The sequence below is a fragment of the Flavobacterium sp. IB48 genome (assembly GCF_016405855.1).
Lineage (GTDB): Bacteria > Bacteroidota > Bacteroidia > Flavobacteriales > Flavobacteriaceae > Flavobacterium > Flavobacterium ginsengisoli.
In genome coordinates this window covers 133,533-157,288 of record NZ_JAEFCA010000010.1, presented here as the reverse complement: position 1 = coordinate 157,288, position 23,756 = coordinate 133,533, and the positions used below count along the sequence as shown (strand labels likewise).

Annotated in this window: 19 protein-coding genes; 7 read left to right on the top strand and 12 right to left on the bottom strand. The window is 34.1% G+C overall.

Annotation, left to right across the window (positions count from 1 at the left end):
* Positions 1-1,739, top strand: a 1,739-nt coding sequence (locus JC605_RS22135) for a gliding motility-associated C-terminal domain-containing protein (protein WP_198858258.1), incomplete at its 5' end; no start/stop codon positions are given.
* 60 nt (positions 1,740-1,799) lie between these two features.
* Here JC605_RS22135 and JC605_RS22130 read toward each other — a convergent pair.
* From JC605_RS22130 to JC605_RS22100, 7 genes are all read right to left on the bottom strand, one after another.
* Complete coding sequence (locus JC605_RS22130; protein ID WP_198858257.1) at positions 1,800-1,958, bottom strand: hypothetical protein; 159 nt, start codon at positions 1,956-1,958, stop codon at positions 1,800-1,802.
* A 99-nt stretch (positions 1,959-2,057) separates the two neighbouring features.
* A complete protein-coding gene (locus JC605_RS22125) occupies positions 2,058-4,301 on the bottom strand; it encodes a multicopper oxidase family protein (protein WP_198858256.1) in 2,244 nt (747 codons plus the stop codon).
* Between the two features lie 4 nt (positions 4,302-4,305).
* Positions 4,306-6,852, bottom strand: coding sequence for a heavy metal translocating P-type ATPase (locus JC605_RS22120; protein ID WP_198858255.1), 2,547 nt, complete (start codon positions 6,850-6,852; stop codon positions 4,306-4,308).
* A gap of 427 nt (positions 6,853-7,279) precedes the next feature.
* Positions 7,280-7,840: an AraC family transcriptional regulator gene (locus tag JC605_RS22115; RefSeq protein ID WP_198858254.1), complete on the bottom strand. Its 561-nt coding sequence runs from the start codon at positions 7,838-7,840 to the stop codon at positions 7,280-7,282.
* A 2-nt stretch (positions 7,841-7,842) separates the two neighbouring features.
* Entirely contained in the window at positions 7,843-8,373 is a 531-nt protein-coding gene (locus tag JC605_RS22110; protein ID WP_198858253.1) for a DUF3347 domain-containing protein, read from the bottom strand.
* Positions 8,374-8,470: 97 nt separating this feature from the next.
* Complete coding sequence (locus JC605_RS22105) at positions 8,471-8,830, bottom strand: hypothetical protein (protein WP_233074207.1); 360 nt, start codon at positions 8,828-8,830, stop codon at positions 8,471-8,473.
* Positions 8,831-8,899: 69 nt separating this feature from the next.
* Entirely contained in the window at positions 8,900-9,733 is an 834-nt protein-coding gene (locus JC605_RS22100) for an AraC family transcriptional regulator (protein WP_198858252.1), read from the bottom strand.
* A 103-nt stretch (positions 9,734-9,836) separates the two neighbouring features.
* On the opposite strand from JC605_RS22100, the gene JC605_RS22095 reads away from it, so the two are divergent.
* From JC605_RS22095 to JC605_RS22080, 4 genes are all read left to right on the top strand, one after another.
* A complete protein-coding gene (locus tag JC605_RS22095) occupies positions 9,837-11,003 on the top strand; it encodes an MFS transporter (protein ID WP_198858251.1) in 1,167 nt (388 codons plus the stop codon).
* A 629-nt stretch (positions 11,004-11,632) separates the two neighbouring features.
* Entirely contained in the window at positions 11,633-14,860 is a 3,228-nt protein-coding gene (locus JC605_RS22090) for a TonB-dependent receptor (protein WP_198858250.1), read from the top strand.
* Between the two features lie 20 nt (positions 14,861-14,880).
* Positions 14,881-16,671, top strand: a complete 1,791-nt coding sequence (locus tag JC605_RS22085; RefSeq protein ID WP_198858249.1) for a RagB/SusD family nutrient uptake outer membrane protein — start codon at positions 14,881-14,883, stop codon at positions 16,669-16,671.
* Positions 16,672-16,718: 47 nt separating this feature from the next.
* On the top strand, positions 16,719-18,287 hold the full coding sequence (locus JC605_RS22080) for a DUF4957 domain-containing protein (RefSeq protein WP_198858248.1): 1,569 nt from the start codon (positions 16,719-16,721) through the stop codon (positions 18,285-18,287).
* Between the two features lie 94 nt (positions 18,288-18,381).
* Here JC605_RS22080 and JC605_RS22075 read toward each other — a convergent pair whose 3' ends face one another.
* The 4 genes from JC605_RS22075 to JC605_RS22060 all read right to left on the bottom strand — a co-directional run bounded on the left by JC605_RS22075 (position 18,382) and on the right by JC605_RS22060 (position 20,739).
* Positions 18,382-18,954, bottom strand: a complete 573-nt coding sequence (locus JC605_RS22075) for a pentapeptide repeat-containing protein (protein WP_198858247.1) — start codon at positions 18,952-18,954, stop codon at positions 18,382-18,384.
* A 28-nt stretch (positions 18,955-18,982) separates the two neighbouring features.
* A complete protein-coding gene (locus JC605_RS22070; protein ID WP_198858246.1) occupies positions 18,983-19,183 on the bottom strand; it encodes a hypothetical protein in 201 nt (66 codons plus the stop codon).
* A 69-nt stretch (positions 19,184-19,252) separates the two neighbouring features.
* A complete protein-coding gene (locus tag JC605_RS22065; protein WP_233074206.1) occupies positions 19,253-20,173 on the bottom strand; it encodes an AraC family transcriptional regulator in 921 nt (306 codons plus the stop codon).
* A 2-nt stretch (positions 20,174-20,175) separates the two neighbouring features.
* Positions 20,176-20,739 (bottom strand): DUF6642 family protein, encoded by a 564-nt coding sequence (locus JC605_RS22060; protein ID WP_198858245.1) that lies wholly within the window; start codon positions 20,737-20,739, stop codon positions 20,176-20,178.
* Positions 20,740-20,910: 171 nt separating this feature from the next.
* Here JC605_RS22060 and JC605_RS22055 point away from each other — a divergent pair, with 171 nt between their 5' ends.
* Entirely contained in the window at positions 20,911-21,516 is a 606-nt protein-coding gene (locus tag JC605_RS22055; RefSeq protein WP_198858244.1) for a nucleosidase, read from the top strand.
* Between the two features lie 221 nt (positions 21,517-21,737).
* Here the strand turns inward: JC605_RS22055 and JC605_RS22050 are convergent, their stop codons facing one another.
* Positions 21,738-21,896, bottom strand: a complete 159-nt coding sequence (locus JC605_RS22050; RefSeq protein WP_198858243.1) for a hypothetical protein — start codon at positions 21,894-21,896, stop codon at positions 21,738-21,740.
* A 47-nt stretch (positions 21,897-21,943) separates the two neighbouring features.
* Here JC605_RS22050 and JC605_RS22045 point away from each other — a divergent pair, with 47 nt between their 5' ends.
* Complete coding sequence (locus JC605_RS22045) at positions 21,944-23,746, top strand: glycoside hydrolase family 2 protein (protein ID WP_198858242.1); 1,803 nt, start codon at positions 21,944-21,946, stop codon at positions 23,744-23,746.
* The last annotated feature ends 10 nt before the right edge of the window (positions 23,747-23,756 follow it).

Below are 23,756 nucleotides of genomic sequence, written 5' to 3'. Positions count from 1 at the left end.
TAAATCCTGTTACAGCGGAATGCGAAGTGGCTTCAATAGCACCTCCGACCACGACAGACAACTGCGCGGGAACGGTTACGGGAACCACTTTAACAAGTTTCCCAATCACGGCGCAGGGCACGACAGAAGTGACCTGGACATTTGATGACGGAAACGGAAACATTGAAACGGCCATTCAGCAAGTGGTCATTAAAGACATCACCAAACCTGCAAAACCTGTTTTGGATCCTGTTACGGCGGAATGCGAAGTGGCTTCAATAACACCTCCGACCACGACAGATAATTGCGCTGGAACGGTTACGGGAACCACTTTGGCAAATTTCCCAATCACGGCACAGGGCACAACAGAAGTGACCTGGACATTTGATGACGGGAACGGAAACATTGAAACGGCGGTTCAGAATGTTATTATTAAAGATGTTACAGCGCCTGTAGCGCCTGTAGCACCTGTTTTGGTAGATATTACAGATCAATGTTCTGTAACTTTAGAGCCACCAACTGCAGTTGATAATTGCGCAGGAATTATTATTGGAACAACAACAACGACGTTTCCAGTGACTGAAGCAGGAACAACATTGGTAATCTGGACATTTAATGACGGAAACGGAAATATTTCTACTGCCGAACAGAAAATAGTTATTAATACAATTGTATTAGAAGAACCAGAAAAAGCAACTTGTTTGACTAATAAACCCGAATATGTAGTTACTTTATCGGTATCTGGAAAAGCACCATTTACTGTTGTAGGAACAGGTGCTCCAGGAACGTGGTCGGGTAATAATTGGACTTCAAATGTTATAAGTGGTGGTACAGATTATAATGTAAATATCCAAGATCATTACAAATGCAATACTCTGAATGTAGCAGGTGTTTCGCCTAATTGCTGTGTTTTTGATGTTGTTTGTCCAACGTTTCCTGCTCAAACTGTTTCTTGTGCTGATGAATTGCCAACAGCAACGAGTTTAACAATTGCTCAGTTTGAAGCATTAGGAAATAGAAATGGAAAAATTACCAATAATTGTGGAATCATTGATATTACAGCTGAAAATAGTCAGAATCAAGGATGTAATACTAATGTAGTACGAACTTATACAATTACGGAATATGCAGATGATAATAATAATGGTATACATGATGCAGGAGAAAATACAATTTTAAACAGTTCAAAATGTACGGAGGTTATTACGGTAAATGATACAACAGCTCCCGTATTTACAGAAGCATTGCCACCTGCTGTTATAAATGCAGATTGTGATACTATTCCTGACCCAGTAATTCTTACAGCAACTGATAATTGTAGTATAGCAACAGTAACATATAATGAAGAAAAAACAGATGGTGATTGCAGCGGTAGATATTCGTTGGAAAGAACTTGGACAGCAGTCGACGAATGTGGCAATAAAAATGTATTTAGTCAAAAGGTCAATGTTTCTTGTATGGAAACTATTTATAATGCTTTGTCTCCAAATGGAGATGGTATAAATGATACATTTGTAATTAAGAATATTGATTGTTTTCCAAATAATACAGTTGAGATTTATAACCGATATGGTGTGCTGATTTACAGTAAAAAAGGGTACGATAATATTACTGATCCTTTTGATGGATTTTCTTCTGGACGTGCTACTGTTTTAAAGAAAGACATGATTCCTACTGGAACTTATTTCTATATTTTAGAATATGAGAATAATGGGAAACAAATTAAAAAATCAGGATATTTATATGTAAGCACTCAATAATTTTGATAATAAAAAGGACCTTAAATTTTTAAGGTCCTTTTTATAAAATATGATTTTCAATTATTTTTTAACGCAACAAGATTTTTTATCTTTTTTATCTGCTGTTTTTTTGCAGCAAGATTCTTTTTTTGTTTTGTCTTTTGTAGCTGGTTTTGTTTCTTGAGCCATTACTCCGATTGAGAATAAGGCTGCTGTCATTACTGTGATAACTTTTGTCATTTTAATTAAATGTTTTTTGTGTTAGAGATTATAATTGGTAGTCAAATATAGAAAGATTTCGTTGAGTTGATTCTTACAAAAAAGTTAATGTTTTTATAATTAATAATTCAAATTCACTCCAAATCCAATACCCATATCACTATCGTAATGTGTTGTGATTCCGAAGTTTCGGGCAACAATATATTTTAAACCAGCCATATATTCTTTATCGGTATTCCACATTAAATTCATACGAAGACGTTTTGAAAGAGGAATGTCTTTTCGTTCAAATTGCAGGCGGACATTTCCATCTGTATATACTTCGACTTGCGCTTTTATGAGCATTGGCAAAGTATATTCAAGACCAGCGCTAAAAACCGAACGATTATCTTTGGTATTTTTCTGTCCGAAAAGATTTTGTTCCTGTTCGTCTATTCCCATTCTTCGGTATCGCCAGTCAAAACCAATAAAAGGCATCAGCCATTGATTTTTTCCAATATATCTTCCAATGTGAGTTTCAGTTTCGTAACCATGTTCGTTATTATAACCCAATCTCCATTCGGTTCCAATACTCCATCTGGTATTGCTGAACATTGCTTCACCGTCGTTTCCATTAGATGCAAAATCATTTTCTGCTCTAAAATGAAACATTCTGTCGTCCATTTTCAGCATTTTAAAAGCCATTTCTGGATGATGAATTAGCGGATTTGGCGCTGAATTTTCATAACTAAAAATCCTTCCCATTCCAGCCATCATATGATATAAAATATGGCAGTGAAAGAACCAGTCGCCATCAGCATTTGCCTGAAACTCGATCGTATCGGTTTCCATTGGCATAATGTCAATTACATTTTTAAGTGGAGAATAATCTCCGTGTTCATTTAAAATTCTAAAATCATGTCCATGTAAATGCATTGGGTGGCGCATCATCGAACCATTGTATAAAACGATACGAACGTTTTCTCCTTTTTTAATTAAAATTTTATCCGTTTCAGAAACTACTTTATTATCCAAACTCCAGACATAACGATTCATATTTCCAGAAAGCGTAAAACGCAATTCTTTAACAGGAGCATCTTTTGGAAGATTGGTTTTAAAAGGAGATTTCAGCATTCCGTAATTTAAAGTCACGATTTCAGAAGTTTCTGTGCTGTCACTTTTCATTTTCATCTCTTCCATATTATGATTCGAATGATCCATTGCAGGTTTTGCATTTTCATCTTCCCCCGAAATTTCTGGATACATTACGGCGTTCATGTCCATTTTGTTCAGAGACATATTCATACCCATATCGTTCATTTCGCCGTTCATCTTCATCATATCATTCATCATTTTCATGCCTTCAAAATATTTTAATTTCGAAAGATGATGAACAGGCTGTTTTTCGCCATTTCCTAAAAATAAAGAAGCAGATCCCGTTCTGTCTTCGGCTGTAGCCAAAAAAGCAAAAGATTTATTGTCTTCAGGAATTGTAATGACAACATCATAAGTTTCAGAAACCGCAATAATCAAGCGATCAACTTCTACTGGTTCGACATCGTTTCCGTCACTGGCAACAACGGTGATTTTTCCTCCGCCATAAGTCAGCCAAAAATAACTTGATGCGCCTCCGTTGGCAATTCGTAAACGGACTTTAGAGCCTGGTTTAAAATCAGAAAGCTGTTGCTCATTTTTCCCATTAAGCAGAAATTTTTCATAATAAACATCGCTGACATCCATCGCGTTCATTCGTTTCCACTCGTTGGTCACTTTGGTCGAAAAATGTCCTTGTTTTACAGCTTCGGCATAACTTTGTGTTGTTCCTTTTTTAATTGCAAACCAATCATTGGCATTGTGCAGCATTCGCTGAATATTCTCTGGTTTTAGATCTGACCATTCACTTAAAATAACTGGAATAGTAGGTAAATCGTCAATGTCTTTTCTAATAGTTGAATCGTCTTTTTTCTTGTTGATGATAAAAAGTCCGTATAAACCAATTTGTTCTTGTAATCCCGAATGACTATGATACCAATACGTTCCATTCTGAATAATCGGAAACGAATATTTATGAGTTGTTCCAGGCTCAATTGGCATTTGAGTTAAATAAGGAACGCCGTCTTCTTTATTGGGAAGAAATAATCCGTGCCAGTGCATTGAAGTAGTTTCCTTTTTTAATTCGTTATGAACATAAATTTCAGCAATATCGCCTTCAGTAAAAGTCAAAGTCGGCATCGGAATTTGTCCGTTTACAGCAATCGCACGTTTTTCTTTACCCGAAAAATTGACGATTGTATCACGAACATACAAATCGTAACGCACTACTTTTTGCGCCTTTAGCTGAAAAGCGATTAAAAAAAGGACAAGTATATATTTGATCTTAACCATTAGCTTATAATTTTAAATTTCTTAATCGCAAAGCATTTACGATTACGGATACAGAACTCAAGCTCATTGCCACTGCAGCCAACATTGGCGAAAGCAAGATTCCTAAAAACGGATATAAAATTCCTGCTGCAATTGGAACGCCCAAAGTGTTATATATAAAGGCAAAGAATAAATTCTGTTTGATATTTGACATTACAGCATGGCTAAGGTTTTTAGCTTTTACAATTCCGTTTAAATCGCCTTTAACCAAAGTAATTTTAGCGCTTTCTATTGCGACATCTGTTCCTGTTCCCATTGCAATTCCGATGTTAGATTGCGCTAAAGCCGGTGCATCATTGATTCCGTCTCCCGCCATGGCAACAATTTTTCCTTGAGCTTGGAGACGTTCAATTTCTTTTAATTTATCGTGTGGAAGGCAATCTGCTTTAAACGAACTCAAATGCAAATGTTCAGCAACTGCTTTTGCTGTATTGTGGTTATCTCCCGTCATCATGATAACCTCAACGCCTTGATCGATTAATTCTTTGATCGCTTTAGCACTGTTTTCTTTAATGGCATCAGTAATGGCAACATAACCTAAAACAACATTTTCAATTGCGATGTACGAAATAGTTTTTCCTAAATTTTGTTCAACAGTTACTTTCTGTTCTAAATCAGAAGAAACAGAAGCGCCGATTTCGTCCATTAATTTTTTATTTCCTAAAGCTACTTTTTTGCCTTCGATAGTTCCTAAAACACCTTTTCCTGCAATAGTTTCAAAACCTTGAACTTCTTTGAATGAAGTATTTTTTGCTTTCGCGAAATTAACTACGGCCTGCGCCAATGGATGTTCACTATGCTGATTTAACGAAGCAATATTTTGAAGCAGAAAATCTTCCTCATTAGTAACCGAATAGACTTTTTCTACAGATGGTTTTCCTTCGGTAATGGTTCCGGTTTTGTCAGTAATTAAAACATCAATTTTATTCATGTTTTCTAGAGCTTCAGCATTTTTGATTAAGATTCCGTTTTGTGCTCCTTTACCGACCCCAACCATAACCGACATGGGAGTTGCCAACCCAAGCGCACAAGGACAGGCAATAATTAAAACAGCAATTGCATTAATTAATCCGTAAACATAAGCGGGTTCAGGTCCGAATTTTGCCCAAGCAAAAAAGGTTAAAACCGAAATAATAACAACGGTTGGAACAAAATATTTAGAAACGCGATCGGCTAATTTCTGAATTGGAGCGCGAGATCTGCTAGCGTCATTTACCATTTGAATAATCTGCGAAAGCATGGTTTCTGACCCCACTTTTTCGGCAATCATTACAAATGACTTTGTTCCGTTTATTGTTCCAGAAATTACGGCATCGCCTGTTTTTTTATCAACAGGAATTGGTTCTCCAGTTATCATTGACTCATCGATACTGCTTTCGCCAGTAGTTATTTTTCCATCAACCGGAATTTTTTCTCCTGGTTTTACACGAAGTAAATCGCCTTTTTTAATGTTATGAATAGAAATTACTTTGTCAATTCCGTTTTCTACCAAAGTAGCCTCAGTTGGCGCTAATTTTAATAGTTCTTTTATGGCTCCATTTGTTTGTCCGTGGGCTTTAGCTTCCAATAATTGTCCTAATAAAACTAAAGTGATAATTACGGTCGCTGCTTCAAAATACAAATGAATCGTTCCGTGATGAGATTTGAATTCGGATGGAAAAATATCAGGAAAAAACATTCCGACAATACTGAAAAGGAAAGCAACGCTAGTTCCTATTCCGATTAAAGTAAACATATTTAAATTCCATGTCACAATGGATTTGTAGGCACGAACAAAAAACATCCAGCCAGCATAAAACAATACTGGAAGCGAAAATAGAAATTGAACCCAATTCCATTTTTCGATAGACATTATATTGTATAGCGGATTATTCGGAATCATTTCTGACATTGAAATGATGAAAATTGGAAGTGTAAACAAAATCGCGATTTTCATTTTCTTCAATAAATCAGTGTAAGTTTTATTTTCCTCACTTTCTGAAGCTTGAATTGGAACCAGATCCATTCCGCAAATCGGACAGTCGCCAGGTTCGTTCGAAACGATTTCTGGATGCATCGGACACGTAAATTGTGTGGACGTTATAGCAACTTGAGGTACTAAATCCATTCCGCAAACGGGACAGTCTCCGGGTTTGTTATATGTTTTGTCGCCTTCGCAATGCATTGGGCAATAATAAACGCCATTTGCACTGTGTACATGTACTTTTTTAGTTTCTGTTTTATGATGGTCGTGATTGTGACCGTGATGTTCTTTTTTATGACCAGAATAGCAAGATTTAACGGCTGTTTCTCCATGGTTTTTAGGAGAATCCATTTCGATAGTATAATTTCCTGTAGCAGACAAAACCTCTTGAAATTTTTCTGTCGGCACATGTTTGTCCATTGTTATTGTAGCAGTTGGCGGATTTAGAGTTACTTCTGCCTGAACGCCTTCAACTTCATTTAAAGTTTTTTCTACTTTTTTGCGGCATCCGTCGCAAGACATCCCTGAAATTATATATTGATGAGTCATTGTATTGGTTTTTAAGTATTACAATGCAAATTTCTGAACTATCTGTGAGTTCGGTTTGTAGAATTTTGGGAATGATTTGTAAGATTTACTAAATGCTGTTTTTTAACGCAAAGAGCGCAAAGAATTTACGCAAAGTGCATTAAGTTTTGTTTGTTTAAAGATTAGAGAGTTCTCAAAGCTTTGTGTATAAAAAGTTAGCCACAGATTAAAAAGATTAACACAGATTTTTTTTTAAAGTTGATATTAATCTCGCAAAGTCGCAGAGACGCGAAGTTTTATAATTAATAAGATAATTAAAAAATAATCTCCCGCAGATTCAGCAGATTTAACAGATTTAAATTTTAATACTTACAATTAATTTATCTGCTAAATCTGCTGAATCTGCGGGAGACAAAAAAACTTTGCGCTTCTGCGACTTTGCGAGAGATTAAATATTCTCGATCTGAATACGCATTTTATCTTTTGATTGTTTGAAAGAAGTAGGAGTGTAGCCAGTAATTTTTTTGAATTGATTGCTCAAATGCGCTACATTACTGTAATTAAGAATATCAGCAATTTCGCTTAATGAAAGCTCATTATAAATCAATAATTCTTTTACTTTTTCGATTTTCTGGCTTATGAAATACTTTTCGATTGTTGTGTTTTCGATTTCAGAAAATAAATTGCTTAATGAATTATAATCTTGATTTAAATTTTCTGCGAGATATTCTGATAGGTTGATTTTTAAATCATTGTTTTTATGATGAACCAAATCTACAATCAGGTTTTTTATTCTTTCGACTGTTTTTGTTTTTTTATCATCGAGTAGATCGAAACCCAAAACTTGCAGGTTTTCTAATAAAATCTCTTTTTTCGAATCGCTGATTTCTTCCTGTAGTTCAACTTCTCCTAATTCTACAGAAATAGGTTGAAGTCCGAGTTTTTCGAACTCAGACTTCACTACCATTTTGCATCGGCTGCACACCATATTTTTGATGTAAAGCTTCATATTTATTTGATCGTTTCTACCACATTTCCGCAAGTCAGCATCGAAGAACCGTAATATGGATTCTTAACCGCTTTTTCTTTGCTTAACCAATCAGCGTCTGCCATTGGGCAATATTGTTTGTAGATTGGCTGTTCTGGGCTTGAAACTTTTATTAAATCGTAAGTGCTTTTAGACAATGATTTAAAAGTCTCGCGCTGTTTTTTAAGATCTGTTGTAGCTGAAATACTTTTGGCATCGGCAGTTAATTTTTTTACCACTTTCATCCAAACGGTATGTTCGTTGCTTTTTAATTTGTCCATTTTTACGGCAGTAATGGCAGTCAATAAAGTTGCAGTTTTTGCCGAAGTTAATTTGCTATCACTTTTTATAAGTGCATCTTTAACATCAAAATAAGCGTCATAAACAGATTGAAGCTGATTTGTGTCAACGACTTCTGTCGTTCCTGATTCTAATTTTATTGTATTTGCCTGAATATTGTTTGCACTAATTAATGCGGTTAGTACAGTTGCTAAAGCTATGATTGATTTTTTCATTGTATATAATATTTGGTAAAGGATTTATTTTCCTTTAAAATTAATTAAAAATTTCGTTTAAAAAAAGGCCCAATATGGGCTGTCATAAATGCGATAATTATATTTTCGGCTTCAGCCAAATAGAAGTAAATCCCGCAGAAATAGTAGAATTACTGTAAGATGAAATTGCGTTTTTTAAAGAAAAATTGAAAACGTCATTTTGCAAATCAAGATCGGTTGAAGTTAAAATAACGAATTGTAATGCAGAAGTTGTACAGCCAGAATGACTGCATTTTCCATCACAATTGTGTTTTTCTTGTTTTGAAGTTTTCTTTTCGCAGCATTTTTTAGAACAGCTGTTTTCTTCTTTAGAAGCAATTTCTTTGTGATTCCCGATATTACATGCGTAGGTATAACTCGGATTCAAAAAGAAACTAAGTGTTATAAAAAGCAATATTATGTGGGTTTTCTGTTTCAAAGAAATTGTTTTTGAGGTACAAATTTAGATAAAAATGCGTGAGGAAATCACTTTTTAAGATTTCGCTAACTACAGTTTCTTAAAATCAGTCGGTTTCATGTTTTTACGTTTTTTGAAATAATTAGTCAAATGACTTTCGTCTGTAAAGCCAAATTCGTACGCAATTTGTTTAATCGGCAATTGATTGTTATGAAATCTTTTTTCGATTAAAGTCGTTCTCAAATTATGAATGTATTCTCGATAACTAATGCTGAAAGTTCTTTTGAAATAAGCACTAAAATAAGTTTGGGCGATATTAAAATGTTCTGCAATGACTTTTACTTGAACTAGTTTTGGCTGATATATATTTTGATGAATATAATTGGCAATTTGCTCATTATCCAAATGTGTCGATTGCATCTGTAGATTCATACCGCGAATCGTTTCTTTAATTAAGCCAAAAATGGAAAGAATCTGATAGAAAACAATTGGAGAAGAAGTAACGTCAATATAGCGATCGTATGTTACAATGTTTTCAACCGTATTTTTCAAGATCGTTTTGCAAGGTTCATCAAACTTTAAAACCGTTTCTTTTAAGATTTTATCTCGCATGAAACTTTCGGGAGTATTTACGAGAAATTCATCACAAGTTAGATTTTGTTTGGAATTGAAATAATTATCAGTGAATTTGATAAAAATGAATCGTGTACTTTTCTTTATATCGAAATAATGTTCGTCGTCTGGCGAAATCACAAATAAGTCTCCAGCTTTGTATGGAAGCAGATTGTTATTCAAATGATGAATGCCACTCCCTTTCTTTATATAAATGATTTCATAATAGGTATGGGTATGTGGAGGAAGATGAAATTTCTCTTCTTCAAATTCATCAAGAACAAGTGTTTTAAACTGATTTAATTTAGGCATAACTTAAATGTACAATTTTATGTCACAAATTTACAATTTTTTTAAAGGTTAACGGTGTTAATTTTGCATCGTAGAAATCTATTCCTTTCTACAATAAATCAAAATGAAAAAAAGTCTTATTGCACTCTCTTTAGGAGGGTTAACTATTGGTATTACAGAATTTGTAATGATGGGATTACTCCCAGATATTGCTTCAGATATGAAAGTCTCGATTCCGGTTGCTGGATATTTAATTTCGTCTTATGCACTTGGAGTTGTTATTGGAGCGCCTTTATTAGTAATCGCAGGAAGAAATTATGCGCCTAAAAAAATGCTTTTAATTTTGGCTTTAATGCTGGCAGTTTTTAATGCATTATCAATTATAGCTCCTGATTATAATGTTCTATTTGCTTCTCGATTTTTATCTGGATTGCCGCACGGAGCATTCTTTGGAGTGGGAGCGGTAGTCGCAAGCCGTTTGGCAGACAAAGGAAAAGAAGCGCAGGCAATTTCTATAATGTTTGCTGGTTTAACGATTGCTAATTTAATAGGTGTGCCAATTGGTACTTATATAGGTCACCATTTTATTTGGCGTTATACCTTTGTATTAATTGCGATTGTTGGTTTGTTGACCTTTTTGGCAATTTATTTATGGATGCCGAATCTTGAAAAAGGTGAAAGCGTGAATATGAAAACACAACTTCAGTTTTTTAAAAAAACAGAAGCATGGTTAATTATCGGAATTACGGCAATTGGTTTTGGAGGTCTTTTTGCTTGGATCAGTTATATTGCTCCTTTATTAATTAATGTATCAAAATTTTCACCAGAAGATGTTTCTACAATTTTAATCTTAGCAGGATTAGGAATGGTTGTCGGTAATTTTGTCGGAGGAAAATTGGCAGATAAATATTCGCCAGCACCAACCGTACTTGCGTTACTATTTGTAATGGTACTTGATTTGTTGATGGTTTACTTTTTCTCTTTCAATCAATATATTTCATTGTTTTTGACATTCTTAACAGGAGCAATTTCTTTCTCTGTTATTGCGCCAATTCAGATGCTTATGATTAAGACAGCCAAAGATGCAGAGATGATTGCATCAGCAGCGCTTCAAGGAAGTTTTAATATCGGGAATGCTTTAGGAGCTTTCTTAGGAGGACTGCCTTTAGCAGCTGGTTATAATTTTGCTTCGCCTAATCTTATAGGTATTGCAATGGCTATGACCGGAATGGTGATTACATTTATATTGATGAGGTTACATCAAAAACAAGTGCACGTACAAGCTGCATAACTTTAAAATATATTCTTTTTAAGGCCCTTAACGTTTGTTTAAGGGCTTTTTTTATGTCTTCAATGAATCAATTAGCTTAAGAATGTCTTTTCATGAGCAAATGATTTTACTTCTATAGTCAGAAAATACTCTTTAAAATAAATCTCATCTTTATTCTGTATTTAAATTTTTTTAGGATCTTTTTAACTTTTTAAGTGTAAAACTAACACATAATAAATTTTGTAATTTATATTCATGTAATCGATTGTTTTTTTTGTAAAAATCGAATCAAATGAACGATTAATAATAATATTATTAATATTTTATATTGATATAAATTACATATGTTACATAAAAAAGCAATAAAATTTCTAATATGTAATTTTTTTTATGAAATTTTTGGGAAATTTTATTTTTCGTTTAAAAAAAATATCTATGTTTGTGTAATCGATTACAACTTTTTTTACATAGTTCGAAAACGATTAAGTAAAAGAGAAGTAAAATGGGCAAGAATAAAGATTTACTTCGGTGATAAATAAAATACTGTTAAAATAAAAACCACAAAAATTAACCATAAATGAATTGAAAGTAACCACAAAAAACCACTTAAACCACAAAGAAAAACCATTTAATAACTTAAACAATCAACCATGAACTTTAAAGAATTATTAAACAAAGGAGCAAACTTTTGCTTTAAACTTGTTTTCTTACTGTGCTTATTGATCGGTAGTCAGATACACGCGCAGGGCACAACGATAGAGGGAACCGTGAAGGATGCCGCGGGACTTTCTCTTCCTGGGGTAAACGTCTTAGAAAAAGGAACTAAGAACGGAACTTCTACCGATTTTGACGGGCATTATAAATTAAAGCTTACTAATCCGAAAGCAGTCTTAAGCTTTTCTTTCATAGGATTTAAAAGCATTGACATTTCTGCAGACGGAAAAACAAAAGTAAATGCAACAATGTCTGAAGATTCTAATAACTTAAATGAAGTTGTTGTAATTGGATATGGAACATCTAAGAAATCTGATTTGACTGGAGCAGTTGCTACATTTTCTGGAAGCGAAGTTCGTAAAATTCCAGTGCCAAACGTAGCTGAGGCATTAACAGGACGTATTGCCGGAGTATCGGTAAGCAGTTCTGAAGGTTCTCCAGATTCAAACGTTCAGATAAGAATTCGAGGAAATGGATCTTTAAGTCAAGATGCTTCTCCATTATATATCGTAGATGGATTTCCAGTAAATAATATCAATGATATTTCTTCTTCTGACATTGAAACGATGACAGTTTTGAAAGATGCATCATCTACTGCAATCTATGGTTCTAGAGGTGCTTATGGAGTTATTATCGTTACAACTAAAAAAGGTAAAGATGGTAAAATAGCAGTTAATTATAATATGTTCTACGGAATGAAAAAGTTGGCTAATACTATCGATGTTACATCTCCAGAAGATTACGTAAAATGGCAGTATGAGTATGCTTTACTAGATCAAAGCGATAAAACTATTTTGAGTAATCCAAGTTCTTATACTAAGTATTTTGGTAATTGGCAGGATTATGATATGTACAAAGGTATGAAAGGCAATAACTGGCAAAAGCAAGTTTTTGGACGTACCGGAGAAGTGCAAAGCCGTGATTTATCTATTCGTGGTGGAAGTGATAAAATGAACTATAACTTCAATTATGCACATTATGATGAAAAAGCAATTATGCTTGGATCAGATTTTAAAAGAAACAATTTATCTCTTGCTTTAAATAGTAAAGCTTCTGATAAAGTAGATTTAAGTTTTACAGTACGTTACTCTGATACTGAAATTAACGGTGCCGGTATGAATGAGCAAAATGAAGCTTCTTCTGCAGATTCTCGTTTAAAAAATATTGTGGGTTATGCACCAATTCCTATTCCAGGTTTAACGACAGACGATACAGACGAAGCGGTTGCTAACAACTTAACACATCCTTTTGTTGCTATTACAGATAACAACCGCCAGCAGTTTAGAAAGAACTTTAATACATTGGGAAGTTTTTCTTGGAAACTTACTTCAGATTTAATATTCAAAACAGAATTAGGTTTAGATAATTACAACTTCCAAGATTATCGTTTCTATGGTCGTACAACGTATTATGTGAAAAATAATCCTGCAGCCGAAAGACAAGGTATGCCTGCATTGATAATGTCAGATAGAAAAGATACTCGCTTTAGAAATGCAAATACTCTTAACTATGATTTGAAAAAAATAATGGGAGAAAACCATAGTTTAAAATTACTTTTAGGAGAAGAGTCTATTAATTATAATAGAAATGATTTGACAAGTACAATTCACGGATTTCCATTATCTTTCGAGTTAGATGAGGCAAAAAAATTAACTACACAAGGAACGCCAGTTTCAGTTGATAATTTCTATTTCCCAGATGATAAATTACTTTCTTTCTTCGGACGTGCAAATTATGATTACAAAGATCGTTATCTTTTAACAGCGACTTATCGTGCCGATGGTTCAAGTAAGTTCTTAGGAAGTAATAAATGGGGATTTTTCCCAGCAGCAGCAGCAGCTTGGAAAATTTCGGGAGAAGAATTTATGAAAAATGCTTCATGGGTTAATTTGCTTAAATTAAGAGTAAGTTATGGTGAAGCAGGAAACAATAATATTCCGACAGGACAAATGGTTCAAAGTTTTGCATCTACTACATCTACATGGATTAATGGAGTAGATAGCTATTGGGCAGCTTCAAAAACAATGGCTAATCCAGATTTGAAATGGGAAACTACTGTAACGCAAAATATTGGTTTAGATTACGATCTTTTCAAAAATAAGGTAACAGGATCTGTTGAGTTTTATAAAAACAAAACAAAAGACTTGCTAATGAATTTCCCAATTTCTGGAGGTTATGACTATCAGTATAGAAATATGGGGGAAATTCAAAACAGCGGTGTAGAGGCAACTTTAAACCTTAACTTAATTGAAAGACCTAAATATGGAGTAAGCGTATCATTTAACGCTGCATTCAATACTAACAGAATTAACTCTCTTGGTGTAATGAAAGATTTTACATGGTCAAGTGGATGGGCTTCTTCTTCAATCACAGCAGATTATCTTGTAAACGTAGGACAACCTCTAGGGATTATGTATGGATATAAAAGCGATGGACGTTATGAAGTTTCAGACTTTGATTATAATGCAGGAACTTATACTTTAAAAACAGGAGTTGCAGATGCTAAAACTGTCGTTGGCCCAATGAAGCCAGGTGCTATGAAATTAAAAGATATTAATGGTGACAATGTTGTAGATAGCAAAGATCTTACTGTTATAGGAAATGCGAATCCAAAAAGCACTGGAGGTATGGTGTTAAATGCTAATGCTTACGGATTTGATCTTTCTGCAGCTTTTAACTGGAGTATTGGAAACGATGTATACAACGGAAATAAAACAGAATTTTCTACTTCAGTTCCTAACGGACAATATAGAAATTTAGGTTCTGAAATGGCAGATGGAAAAAGATGGACAAATCTTGATCCTAATACAGGACAACTAGTAACCGATCCTGCTCAGTTAACTGCTTTAAATGCCAATACTACAATGTGGTCTCCATACATGCCTCGTTATGTTTTTACTGATTGGTCTGTTGAAGATGGGTCTTTCTTAAGACTTAACAATTTAAGTTTAGGTTACACTACGCCAGATGCGCTAACTTCTGCTCTAGGAATTTCTAAGTTAAGATTTTACTTAACAGCTAGTAATGTTTTTGTTTGGACTAAGTACTCAGGTCAAGATCCAGAAGCTTCAACTAGAAGAGCGACACCGTATACTCCAGGAGTTGATTATTCAGCTTATCCAAGAAGTAGACAGATGATATTTGGTTTAAACCTTAATTTCTAATTCAGTTAAATTTTCACAAGATGAAACATAAAATATTAATAGCAGGAATGTTTGTTGCAAGCTTTTTTACTTCTTGCTCAGATGATTACTTAGATGCCCCAGCAAAATCAACATTAGATGAATCAGTTATTTTTTCTAATCCAGGATTGGCTGAAGGCGCAATTGATGGAATAAAAATTCCTTTTGCAGAAACGAATTCTTATAGAGGCCGTTATCTTCCTTTTTATGGTTTGAATACAGATACAGAATGGTATAACTCTTCTCAAACTGTAAGTGATGCGTCAGATTTGTGTACTTATGATGCGCAATCGATTAATTCTCAAATGAATACAACTAATAATGCGTGGGCAATGATGTACTCAGGTATCGAACGTGCTAATATTGCTATTAGAGGTTTGCGTACTTACGGAAATCCAACTCCTGGATCGGAGCTAGGATATTTATTAGGTGAGGCATTAACTCTAAGAGCTATTTATTATGCCGATTTAGTAAAAGCATGGGGAGATGTGCCGGCAAGATTTGAACCGTTAAATAACGAAACTTTATATGTGTCGAAATCAAGTCGTGATGTGATTTACAAGCAGATTATTGCCGATTTAGGAGAAGCTGCAACATTAGTGCCTTGGCCAGGTGGAAGCGCAGCAACAAGTAGCGTAGAAAGAATTAATAAAGCGTTCGTAAAAGGATTCCGTGCTCGTTTGGCATTGGCTGCCAGCGGTTACCAGCAATATCCTGACGGTATTAGAAGAAGTATAGATCCTGAATTGTCTGTTGCAAATATGTATGCTCTAGCATTGGCAGAATCTCGTTCTGTTATTGCAAGCGGTTCTGCACATTTAGAGTCTTCATTTGAAACATTCTGGAAAAAATACAATCAAGAATATATTGTTGCAGGCGGAGAATCTCTATGGGAAATACCTTTTTCAGATGGTAGAGGACGTATGTTGTTTACTTTTGCTGTAAAACATACTACAAACGACCAGTTTCATGCAAATGGAGCGAATCGTGGAGGAACTGCAGGACCACTTCCTACTGTTTTTTATGATTATGATCAGGAAGATACAAGAAGAGATGTAACATGTGTTCCTTATAAATATGGTACAGCGGTAAATAATGTTGCTAAGCAAGAATTAGGAGCATTAAATACTTGGTATTTTGGAAAATATAGATACGAATGGATGACTCGCTTTGTGACATCAACAAATGATGATGGAGTGAATAAAATTTATATGCGATACGCCGAAGTTCTTTTAATAGCAGCAGAAGCAGCAAATGAGTTAGAAGGTCCAGCAGCAGCAGCTCCATATTTAAAAGAAATTAGAAGAAGAGCGTTTCCAGTAGCATCTCAGAATGAAAAGGTTGATAACTATGTGAATTTACTAACTAGTAAAGTAGCCATGTTTAATGCTCTTGTTGATGAAAATAAGTACGAGTTTACAGGAGAAATGGAGCGTAAACAAGCACTGATCCGTTGGAATTTACTTAAGACAAAAATGGATGAAGCTAAAGCTGATATGAAAGATTTGTCTAATCGTTCAGGAAATTATAAAGACGTTCCTACTACATTGTATTATAAATACAAAGCAGATAATGTTAGTCTTGATATTTATGGTTTGAACCGTGGAGAAACTACAAACCCGGGAGCAGATTATTCGCAATTTACATGGACTTGGACAGGTGCAACAGCAGATACTAAAATCAATACTTTATACAAACCTGGAGTAGATCCAAACAATAGACAATTCTGGCCAATTTGGAAAGTGTTTATTGAGAGTAGTAATGGAATGCTAACAAATGATTACGGTTATTAATAACAAGTGATTATAGTTAGTAACGTGAAAATTAATAAAGTATAATTATGAAAACAAAATATAAAGTAAAAGGATTTATTGCTGTAATGTTGCTGGCTCTGGCGGTTTCAAGCTGTGAGAGTTACAATGAAGCGGTTATTGACAGTTTAGATGTAAATAGGGCTTTTTCGCCAGTAGGCATCTCGGCCGTGGTTAGAAATAAAACTACAGTCGAATTAAATTGGACAGTTAAAGATGATGCAGATCATTATGTAGTAGAAATTAGTGCCGATGATGCTAATTTCGGTACAATTTATAAAACTTTAAATGTTGCTCCAACAGAACTTCCTGTGCAAATTGCATTAGAAGGAGAAACAGTTTATTCGTTTAGAGTAAAGGCAATTAGCGCTACAGGTCTAGAAGATTCTAAGTGGTCTCTTGCTACTGCCACTACTTTGGCAGAAGATATTTATCTTGCTACGGTAGATGGAGATATTGATGCTAAACAGGTTACTTTAAGATGGCCTGCAAATAGCACTGTGACACAAATTGTAGTTAACCCAGGAGCAATAACACATGTTATTACGCCAGCAGAAAAAGTTAGTGGTGTTGCAATAGCAACAGGATTAACAGGAGAAACTTCTTATACAGCAGATTTGTATAACGGAACTAAAAAGAGAGGATCTAAAGCTTTTACAACTGGAATTGATATTGGAGATGGTATTTTGGTTAAATCAACAGATGATTTAATGCAGAAAATTGCTGATGCAGAATCTGGAGCTATACTTGTTCTTGAACCAGGAGATTATACTGCTGATAACCAAATAGGAGCAATTACCTTAAACAAATCAATAACACTAAGAGGTTTACGTAGTTTTAATAAACCAAAGCTTCATGTTAATTTTGTAATGACAAACGGAGCAGCTAATTTAAGCTTAATAGATCTTGACTTGAAAGGAGATAGTTTTGCTAGCGGTAGCAATATTTCTGTTGTCAAATACAACGATAATAATACAACTTATGGTGCACTTTTAATAAGTGGTTGTAATATACATGATTACGCAGTTTCATTAATAAGTGCTGGTTTATCAGCTTCTAAGATGACTTCAGCAATAATCGAAAACACAATTGTAACCAATATCTTGACTACTGGAGGAGAATTTATTGACTTTAGAGGATCAAACTTAGGACAGCTTACTCTTAAAAACAGTACGTTTAACAACTGCGCAACAGCAAGATATTTCATTCGTATGGATGCCGGACTTACCGGAAGTTCAAATGTGTTAATAGATGCTTGTACGATTTCTAATCCAAATATGCTTGCAGCAACAGGAAATGCAATTTTGTATACACGTTTTGCTACTACATCAATAATTGTACGTAATACATTGTTTGCAAATACACCAGCACCATATACAAGAGAAACGGCAACTCCAAATCCGACATTTACAAATAATAATTATTTCAATTCACCAAACTTAATTGGTAATCCTAATTCGCTTGCTAATAATAGACCAGATGCATCTGGAACTTCATTAGATCCTCAATTTGGAACTACTTCTGGTGACTTTACGATTAAAGATCAAACCTTAATCGATCGAAAAGTTGGAGATCCACTTTGGTACGGTGGCAGATAAAAAAATCGTGGTTGATTAAATAGAGAAAAGCGGGATGCAATTGAATTTGCAATCCCGCTTTTTATCTTTAGATGGAATTGAATAAAACTAAAAACTACTCAATAGATAAATCAAATTTTTGAAGTAAACCTGCAAGTGCCGCGTGCGAAACCTTTGTTCCTTTAATCTTATTTTCTGACGGATCAAAAGCATAATTTCGAGAACTTCTGAAATCTGCTTTTTCTAGAATACTTTCCACGAAAGTGGCACCAGAAAGATCACAATTCTTAAAAACTGCCAGAGACAAATCGGTATTAGAAAAATCAGTTTCTTTTAAAAAACAATCTGCAAAAGTAGTTTTCTTTAGCTTTTTGTAAATGAAAGTAGAATAGTCTAAAATGCAATCTTCAAAATTCATTGAAAACAGAAAACTATTGCAAGCACTAAAGTCCAATCCCATTAATTTACAGCCGATAAACTTGATGTTTTTCAATCCGGTGTTTCTTAAAGTTGCCAAAGAAAGGTTGCAATTTTTAAAAGTACAATCTAAAAAGTCGTTATGGCTTAAATCACTTTTAGAGAAATTACAGTTTATGAATTCGCAGTTTACAAATTCAGTATGGGCTAAACTTTGTTCCGAATAGTCGATCGTTTCAAAAGTGCGGTTTTGATATAATTTTGATTCCATTATAATTTTTAGGAAGGTATATAAAGTTTTATTCTAATTCGATGCATTCAAAAACAGTATTGTTTTGAAGCAGTTCTACAGCATTCAATTCGCTATCAATTCGTAAAATATTATCACAATCTTCGAGGTCGAAATTCCACTGAGATTCTGGTAATAATTGATTTAGTAATGCAGAAGCCGATTCGAATTTGGTCTGATTATCAACGGAAGTTTTAAAAACATAAATCATAATTTGCATTTTGAGGTAGCAAATTTCTGAAAAACACCCGCATATTTGTTAGGATTCTATAATCAATAATTAGGACTTATCAATCATTTTTCGATATCGTATAGGAGAGATTCCTTCTGCTTTTTTAAAAAATCGGCTAAAGTAAGATTGATCTTCAAAGCCTACTTGCGTTGCAATTTCGCCCACAGAAAGTGTAGTTTGAAATAGTAAATATTTGGCCTCTAGTAATATGTTTTCGTCAATCCATTTAACAGCAGATTTTCCTGTTACGGTTTTAACGCATTTGTTTAAATGGTTTGGAGTAACATTTAATAAAGAAGAGTAGTAATTAACTTGGTGTTGCGTTTTAATGTGGTCATGAATCATTTCTTTGAACTTTGCTGTAATTGCTTCTGCTGCCGAAATGCTTTTAGAAGTTTTTACCGCATTTTTATTCATTTCATAAAACAGCGTAATCAAGTACGATTGCACAATATTCAAATCTGTAACAGTTGTTTCAGAATATTCCTTTTTCAATCGTTCTAAAATATTGGTTATTGGAGCAATATCTTCAGGGGCAAGTTTTATTTTTGGATTTCCCGAAATTTTTAAAAAATCAAAATCATTAAGAAGCTCGCGGCTTCCATACTTTCGAATCAAAATATCAGGATGAAACTGGCAGATGTAACCTTTATGAATATTGTTAACATTATCAAGCGAAAAAATTTGACCGGCCGGAACCATAATCATTTCGTTATCGGTTGTGATGTATTCTTGATAACCTAATTTCATAACATGCTGGCCAGAAGAAATAAAAATCAAAGTATGGCAAGAATGTTTAGAAGGCGGAACTGGATGCTGCATTTGCATCATTTCTTCGATTTCAAGACAGAAAAAATGATCAGAATTCGACTTGAAAAGCAAATGAATAGGATTATCTTCTCCTAAAAACTTCTCTCGAAATCCTTTTGGGCCATAGGTTTTTATTTTCTCTGCTTGCTTCTTTTTCATTTTTAATAATATAATCTAAAATCAAGCAGTTTACACAGATTATAATGTTTGGTATAAAGATCTTCAACAACTTCAATTAGGTTGTCGTTTTCCTGATACAAACTAAAAAAAGCTTTGTCGATCGTGCTGCAACTTGCAATTTTATTGTAAGTCGAACCATATCCAGAAATAGCTCTAGCGCCAGTAATATCTAAAAAATATTGGGCTTCTTCTTCGTTTAAATCCAAAACCTTCAGATTAGCAAAGTGAATGATTTTACCTTTCATTTTACCTTCAAACAATTCGGCAATTTCTTCAATGCTGTAGTAATAATCGTGAAGACAGATATTGTTTTCCTGACCTGGCATTGCCAAATAAATAATTTCATAATCTTTGAAATTATGATCTTCATAAAGCAAAATGTTCAGACTTTCTTCTAAACCTTCGATTGTGTCGCAAGTTTTATGAATGCTCGAAATACCTTGGTCAATAGCCAATTCTTCCAAACATTTTACCACATTGGTCTGGGTATGATCGTCTATATCTTTAACGCCTTCAAGGCAGAAAATAAATTTTTCATTATCCATGCAGTTATTCTTTCTGGTTTTAAACTTTTTTACTGGTTTTAGCAAATGTATTTTTTATATCATAAAATCCAATAGAGAAAACAGACTTTAACGTGTTTTTTTGATTTTAAATTTAGGTTACAGCTGCGTAAATTTTTAAGCGTATTTTTGTAAACCAAAAATAAATTACGCATGATACAAATTAACCAAACGGCATCTTTTGCTGTTGAAGATATATTATTCTGTTTTGCTCTTGAATCTGAAGCAGCAGAAGTTTTTAAAGGGCATAATATTTTATTTACAGGAATTGGAAAAGTAAATGCAGCTTACGAATTGACAAAAGCGATTCAAAAGAAAAGACCTTCTATCATTATAAATCTAGGATCGGCAGGAAGTGGTTGCTTTCAAAAAGGCGAAGTAATTTGCTGTACCAAATTTGTACAAAGAGATATGGATGTTCGCGGTTTAGGTTTTGCATTATACGAAACGCCACTTTCTGGTTTATCGCCAGTTTTAGAATATGGTTTATTAATGGATAATCTTCAAGAAGGAATTTGCGGAACTGGAGATAATTTCGAAATGGAACATTGTTCAGATGTCTACAATATAGTTGATATGGAAGCCTACGCTTTGGCGATGATTGCCATGAAAGAGAATATTCCGTTTTTAAGCTTAAAATATATTTCTGACGGAGCCGATGATAATGCTGCCGAAGATTGGACGGTTCAGGTTCATAAAGCGGCAATTGCTTATGGGAAAATTTTGGGATTGATTGAAGAGACAGAAGAAGCGGTTTAAAAATTGAGATAATCGCTTTTAAGAAAGTGCTCCAGCGGAGCAAAATATTTCTAGCAAATTAAGACGAAAGTATAAAAAGCTCCAGCGGAGCGAGAGATAAGCCATTTCTTAATTGAAATGGTTTTTTTATTTTTAAGAGAAGTTCCAGCGGAGCACAATATTTATAGCATAATTTAAATCCTCAAAAAACAAAAAGCTCCAGCGGAGCGACACATTAATTTTTATCGAGACACATAGTTTTTATGAAAATACAATCCACAAACAGCAAGAATACTTGTTCCAAGATAAAACTGATAAGTATTTGATGGGTTATTTTGACCAATCAAAAGACAGTAGTTTACCTCTGCATTAGAGAAACTTTTTAACTTTATAGTTTTCATTTTTTAATGAAAAACGAATTAACTATTGAAACCAAAATGATTTTATTATGAAGAAAATTGCAATGCTGTGCTGTACTTTTTTGTTGATGGGAAAAACAATAGCTCAGGAAATTCCATTAGTAACTAATATTTCAGCTAGAAACAATATTACTTTAAACGGAAAATGGAGATATATTGTAGATCCTTTAGAAAACGGATATTTTAATTACCGTTTAGAACCTTTTAAAGACAATGGATTTTTCGAAAATAAAAAATGGAACACCACAGAATTAAGCGAATATAATTTTGCAACCTCAGCAGTTATGGATATTCCGTCTGATTGGAATTCGAAAGATCAAAGACTGTTTTTTTACGAAGGAACGGTTTGGTTTCAGAAAGACTTTAATTATAAGAAAGAGGCAAAATCGAAAGGAATTCTTCATTTCGGGGCAGTCAATTATGATGCAAAAGTCTACGTGAACGGAAAAATGGCAGGAACTCATATTGGAGGTTATACACCTTTTAATTTTGATGTAACCGATTTGTTAGTTGACGGAAACAATTTTGTAGTAGTAAAAGTCGATAACAAACGCCATAAAGACAACGTGCCAACGGTAAATATGGATTGGTGGAATTACGGCGGAATCACAAGAGACGTAACTCTGGCTCAAGTTCCGAATACGTATATCGAAGATTATTTGGTTCAATTGGATAAAAAAGAAAAAGGAAAAATTTCGGGTTGGATAAAACTAAACAGCGAATCGGCAAATCAAACGGTTTCGGTTTCCATTCCAGAATTGAAAATTAAAAAAAGCGTTACGACCGATGCTAAAGGAATTGCCTCTTTTGAAGTCAAAGCCAATCCTGTTTTATGGACACCTGAAAAACCAAAATTATATGATGTAACCATTTCTAAAGCAGACGAAAATATTGCTGATAAAATTGGTTTTAGAACCATTGAGACAAAAGGCAAAGAAATTCTATTAAACGGAAAAAAAGTCTTTTTACGCGGAATTAGCATTCACGAAGAAGCGCCATTTAGATCCGGAAGAGCTTGGTCTCAAAATGATGCGATTACGTTATTGACTTGGGCAAAAGAATTAGGCTGTAATTATGTTCGTTTAGCACATTATCCTCATAATGAAAATATGGTAAGAGAAGCTGAAAAAATGGGATTAATGATTTGGTCTGAAGTTCCTGTTTATTGGACTATTTCGTGGACAAATCCCGAAACTTATGCCAATGCAGAACATCAATTGCATGACATGATTTACCGTGATAAAAATCGTTGCGGAATTGTAATTTGGTCAATTGCAAACGAAACTCCGCATGGAGATGATAGAGATGTGTTTTTAAGCAAATTGGCAAAATACGCACGCACACAAGATAATTCTCGTTTAATAAGTATGGCAATGGAGGTTACTTCGAGTTCGAATAACATCAATACACTTCATGATAATATGAATGAATATGTAGATATCGTAAGTTTCAATCAATATTTGGGGTGGTACAGAGGAACTAACGAATCTTGCAAAGACATGCAATGGGTAATTCCGTATAACAAACCCGTTATTATAAGTGAATTTGGAGGCGAAGCGTTACAAGGTCTTCATGGCGATAAAAAAGAACGTTGGAACGAAGAATATCAAGAAGAATTGTACATTCAAAACACACAAATGTTCAACAGAATTGAAGGTCTAGCAGGGGTTTCTCCTTGGATTTTAGTCGATTTTAGATCGCCAAGAAGACAGTTGCCGAATATTCAGGATTTCTTCAATCGCAAAGGTTTAATTTCTGATCAGGGAATTAAAAAGAAAGCTTTTTATGTCATGAAAGATTGGTATGCACAAAAAGAAAAAGAATATAAGTAAACAAGATTTT

Bases quoted from the DNA above. Each gene is read 5' to 3' on its own strand.
- JC605_RS22130 (WP_198858257.1), bottom strand. From the start codon at position 1,958: ATGACAAAAGTTATCACAGTAATGACAGCAGCCTTATTCTCAATCGGA.
- JC605_RS22125 (WP_198858256.1), bottom strand. From the start codon at position 4,301: ATGGTTAAGATCAAATATATACTTGTCCTTTTTTTAATCGCTTTTCAG.
- JC605_RS22120 (WP_198858255.1), bottom strand. From the start codon at position 6,852: ATGACTCATCAATATATAATTTCAGGGATGTCTTGCGACGGATGCCGC.
- JC605_RS22115 (WP_198858254.1), bottom strand. From the start codon at position 7,840: ATGAAGCTTTACATCAAAAATATGGTGTGCAGCCGATGCAAAATGGTA.
- JC605_RS22110 (WP_198858253.1), bottom strand. From the start codon at position 8,373: ATGAAAAAATCAATCATAGCTTTAGCAACTGTACTAACCGCATTAATT.
- JC605_RS22100 (WP_198858252.1), bottom strand. From the start codon at position 9,733: ATGCCTAAATTAAATCAGTTTAAAACACTTGTTCTTGATGAATTTGAA.
- JC605_RS22095 (WP_198858251.1), top strand. From the start codon at position 9,837: ATGAAAAAAAGTCTTATTGCACTCTCTTTAGGAGGGTTAACTATTGGT.
- JC605_RS22090 (WP_198858250.1), top strand. From the start codon at position 11,633: ATGAACTTTAAAGAATTATTAAACAAAGGAGCAAACTTTTGCTTTAAA.
- JC605_RS22085 (WP_198858249.1), top strand. From the start codon at position 14,881: ATGAAACATAAAATATTAATAGCAGGAATGTTTGTTGCAAGCTTTTTT.
- JC605_RS22080 (WP_198858248.1), top strand. From the start codon at position 16,719: ATGAAAACAAAATATAAAGTAAAAGGATTTATTGCTGTAATGTTGCTG.
- JC605_RS22075 (WP_198858247.1), bottom strand. From the start codon at position 18,954: ATGGAATCAAAATTATATCAAAACCGCACTTTTGAAACGATCGACTAT.
- JC605_RS22070 (WP_198858246.1), bottom strand. From the start codon at position 19,183: ATGATTTATGTTTTTAAAACTTCCGTTGATAATCAGACCAAATTCGAA.
- JC605_RS22065 (WP_233074206.1), bottom strand. From the start codon at position 20,173: ATGAAAAAGAAGCAAGCAGAGAAAATAAAAACCTATGGCCCAAAAGGA.
- JC605_RS22060 (WP_198858245.1), bottom strand. From the start codon at position 20,739: ATGGATAATGAAAAATTTATTTTCTGCCTTGAAGGCGTTAAAGATATA.
- JC605_RS22055 (WP_198858244.1), top strand. From the start codon at position 20,911: ATGATACAAATTAACCAAACGGCATCTTTTGCTGTTGAAGATATATTA.
- JC605_RS22050 (WP_198858243.1), bottom strand. From the start codon at position 21,896: ATGAAAACTATAAAGTTAAAAAGTTTCTCTAATGCAGAGGTAAACTAC.
- JC605_RS22045 (WP_198858242.1), top strand. From the start codon at position 21,944: ATGAAGAAAATTGCAATGCTGTGCTGTACTTTTTTGTTGATGGGAAAA.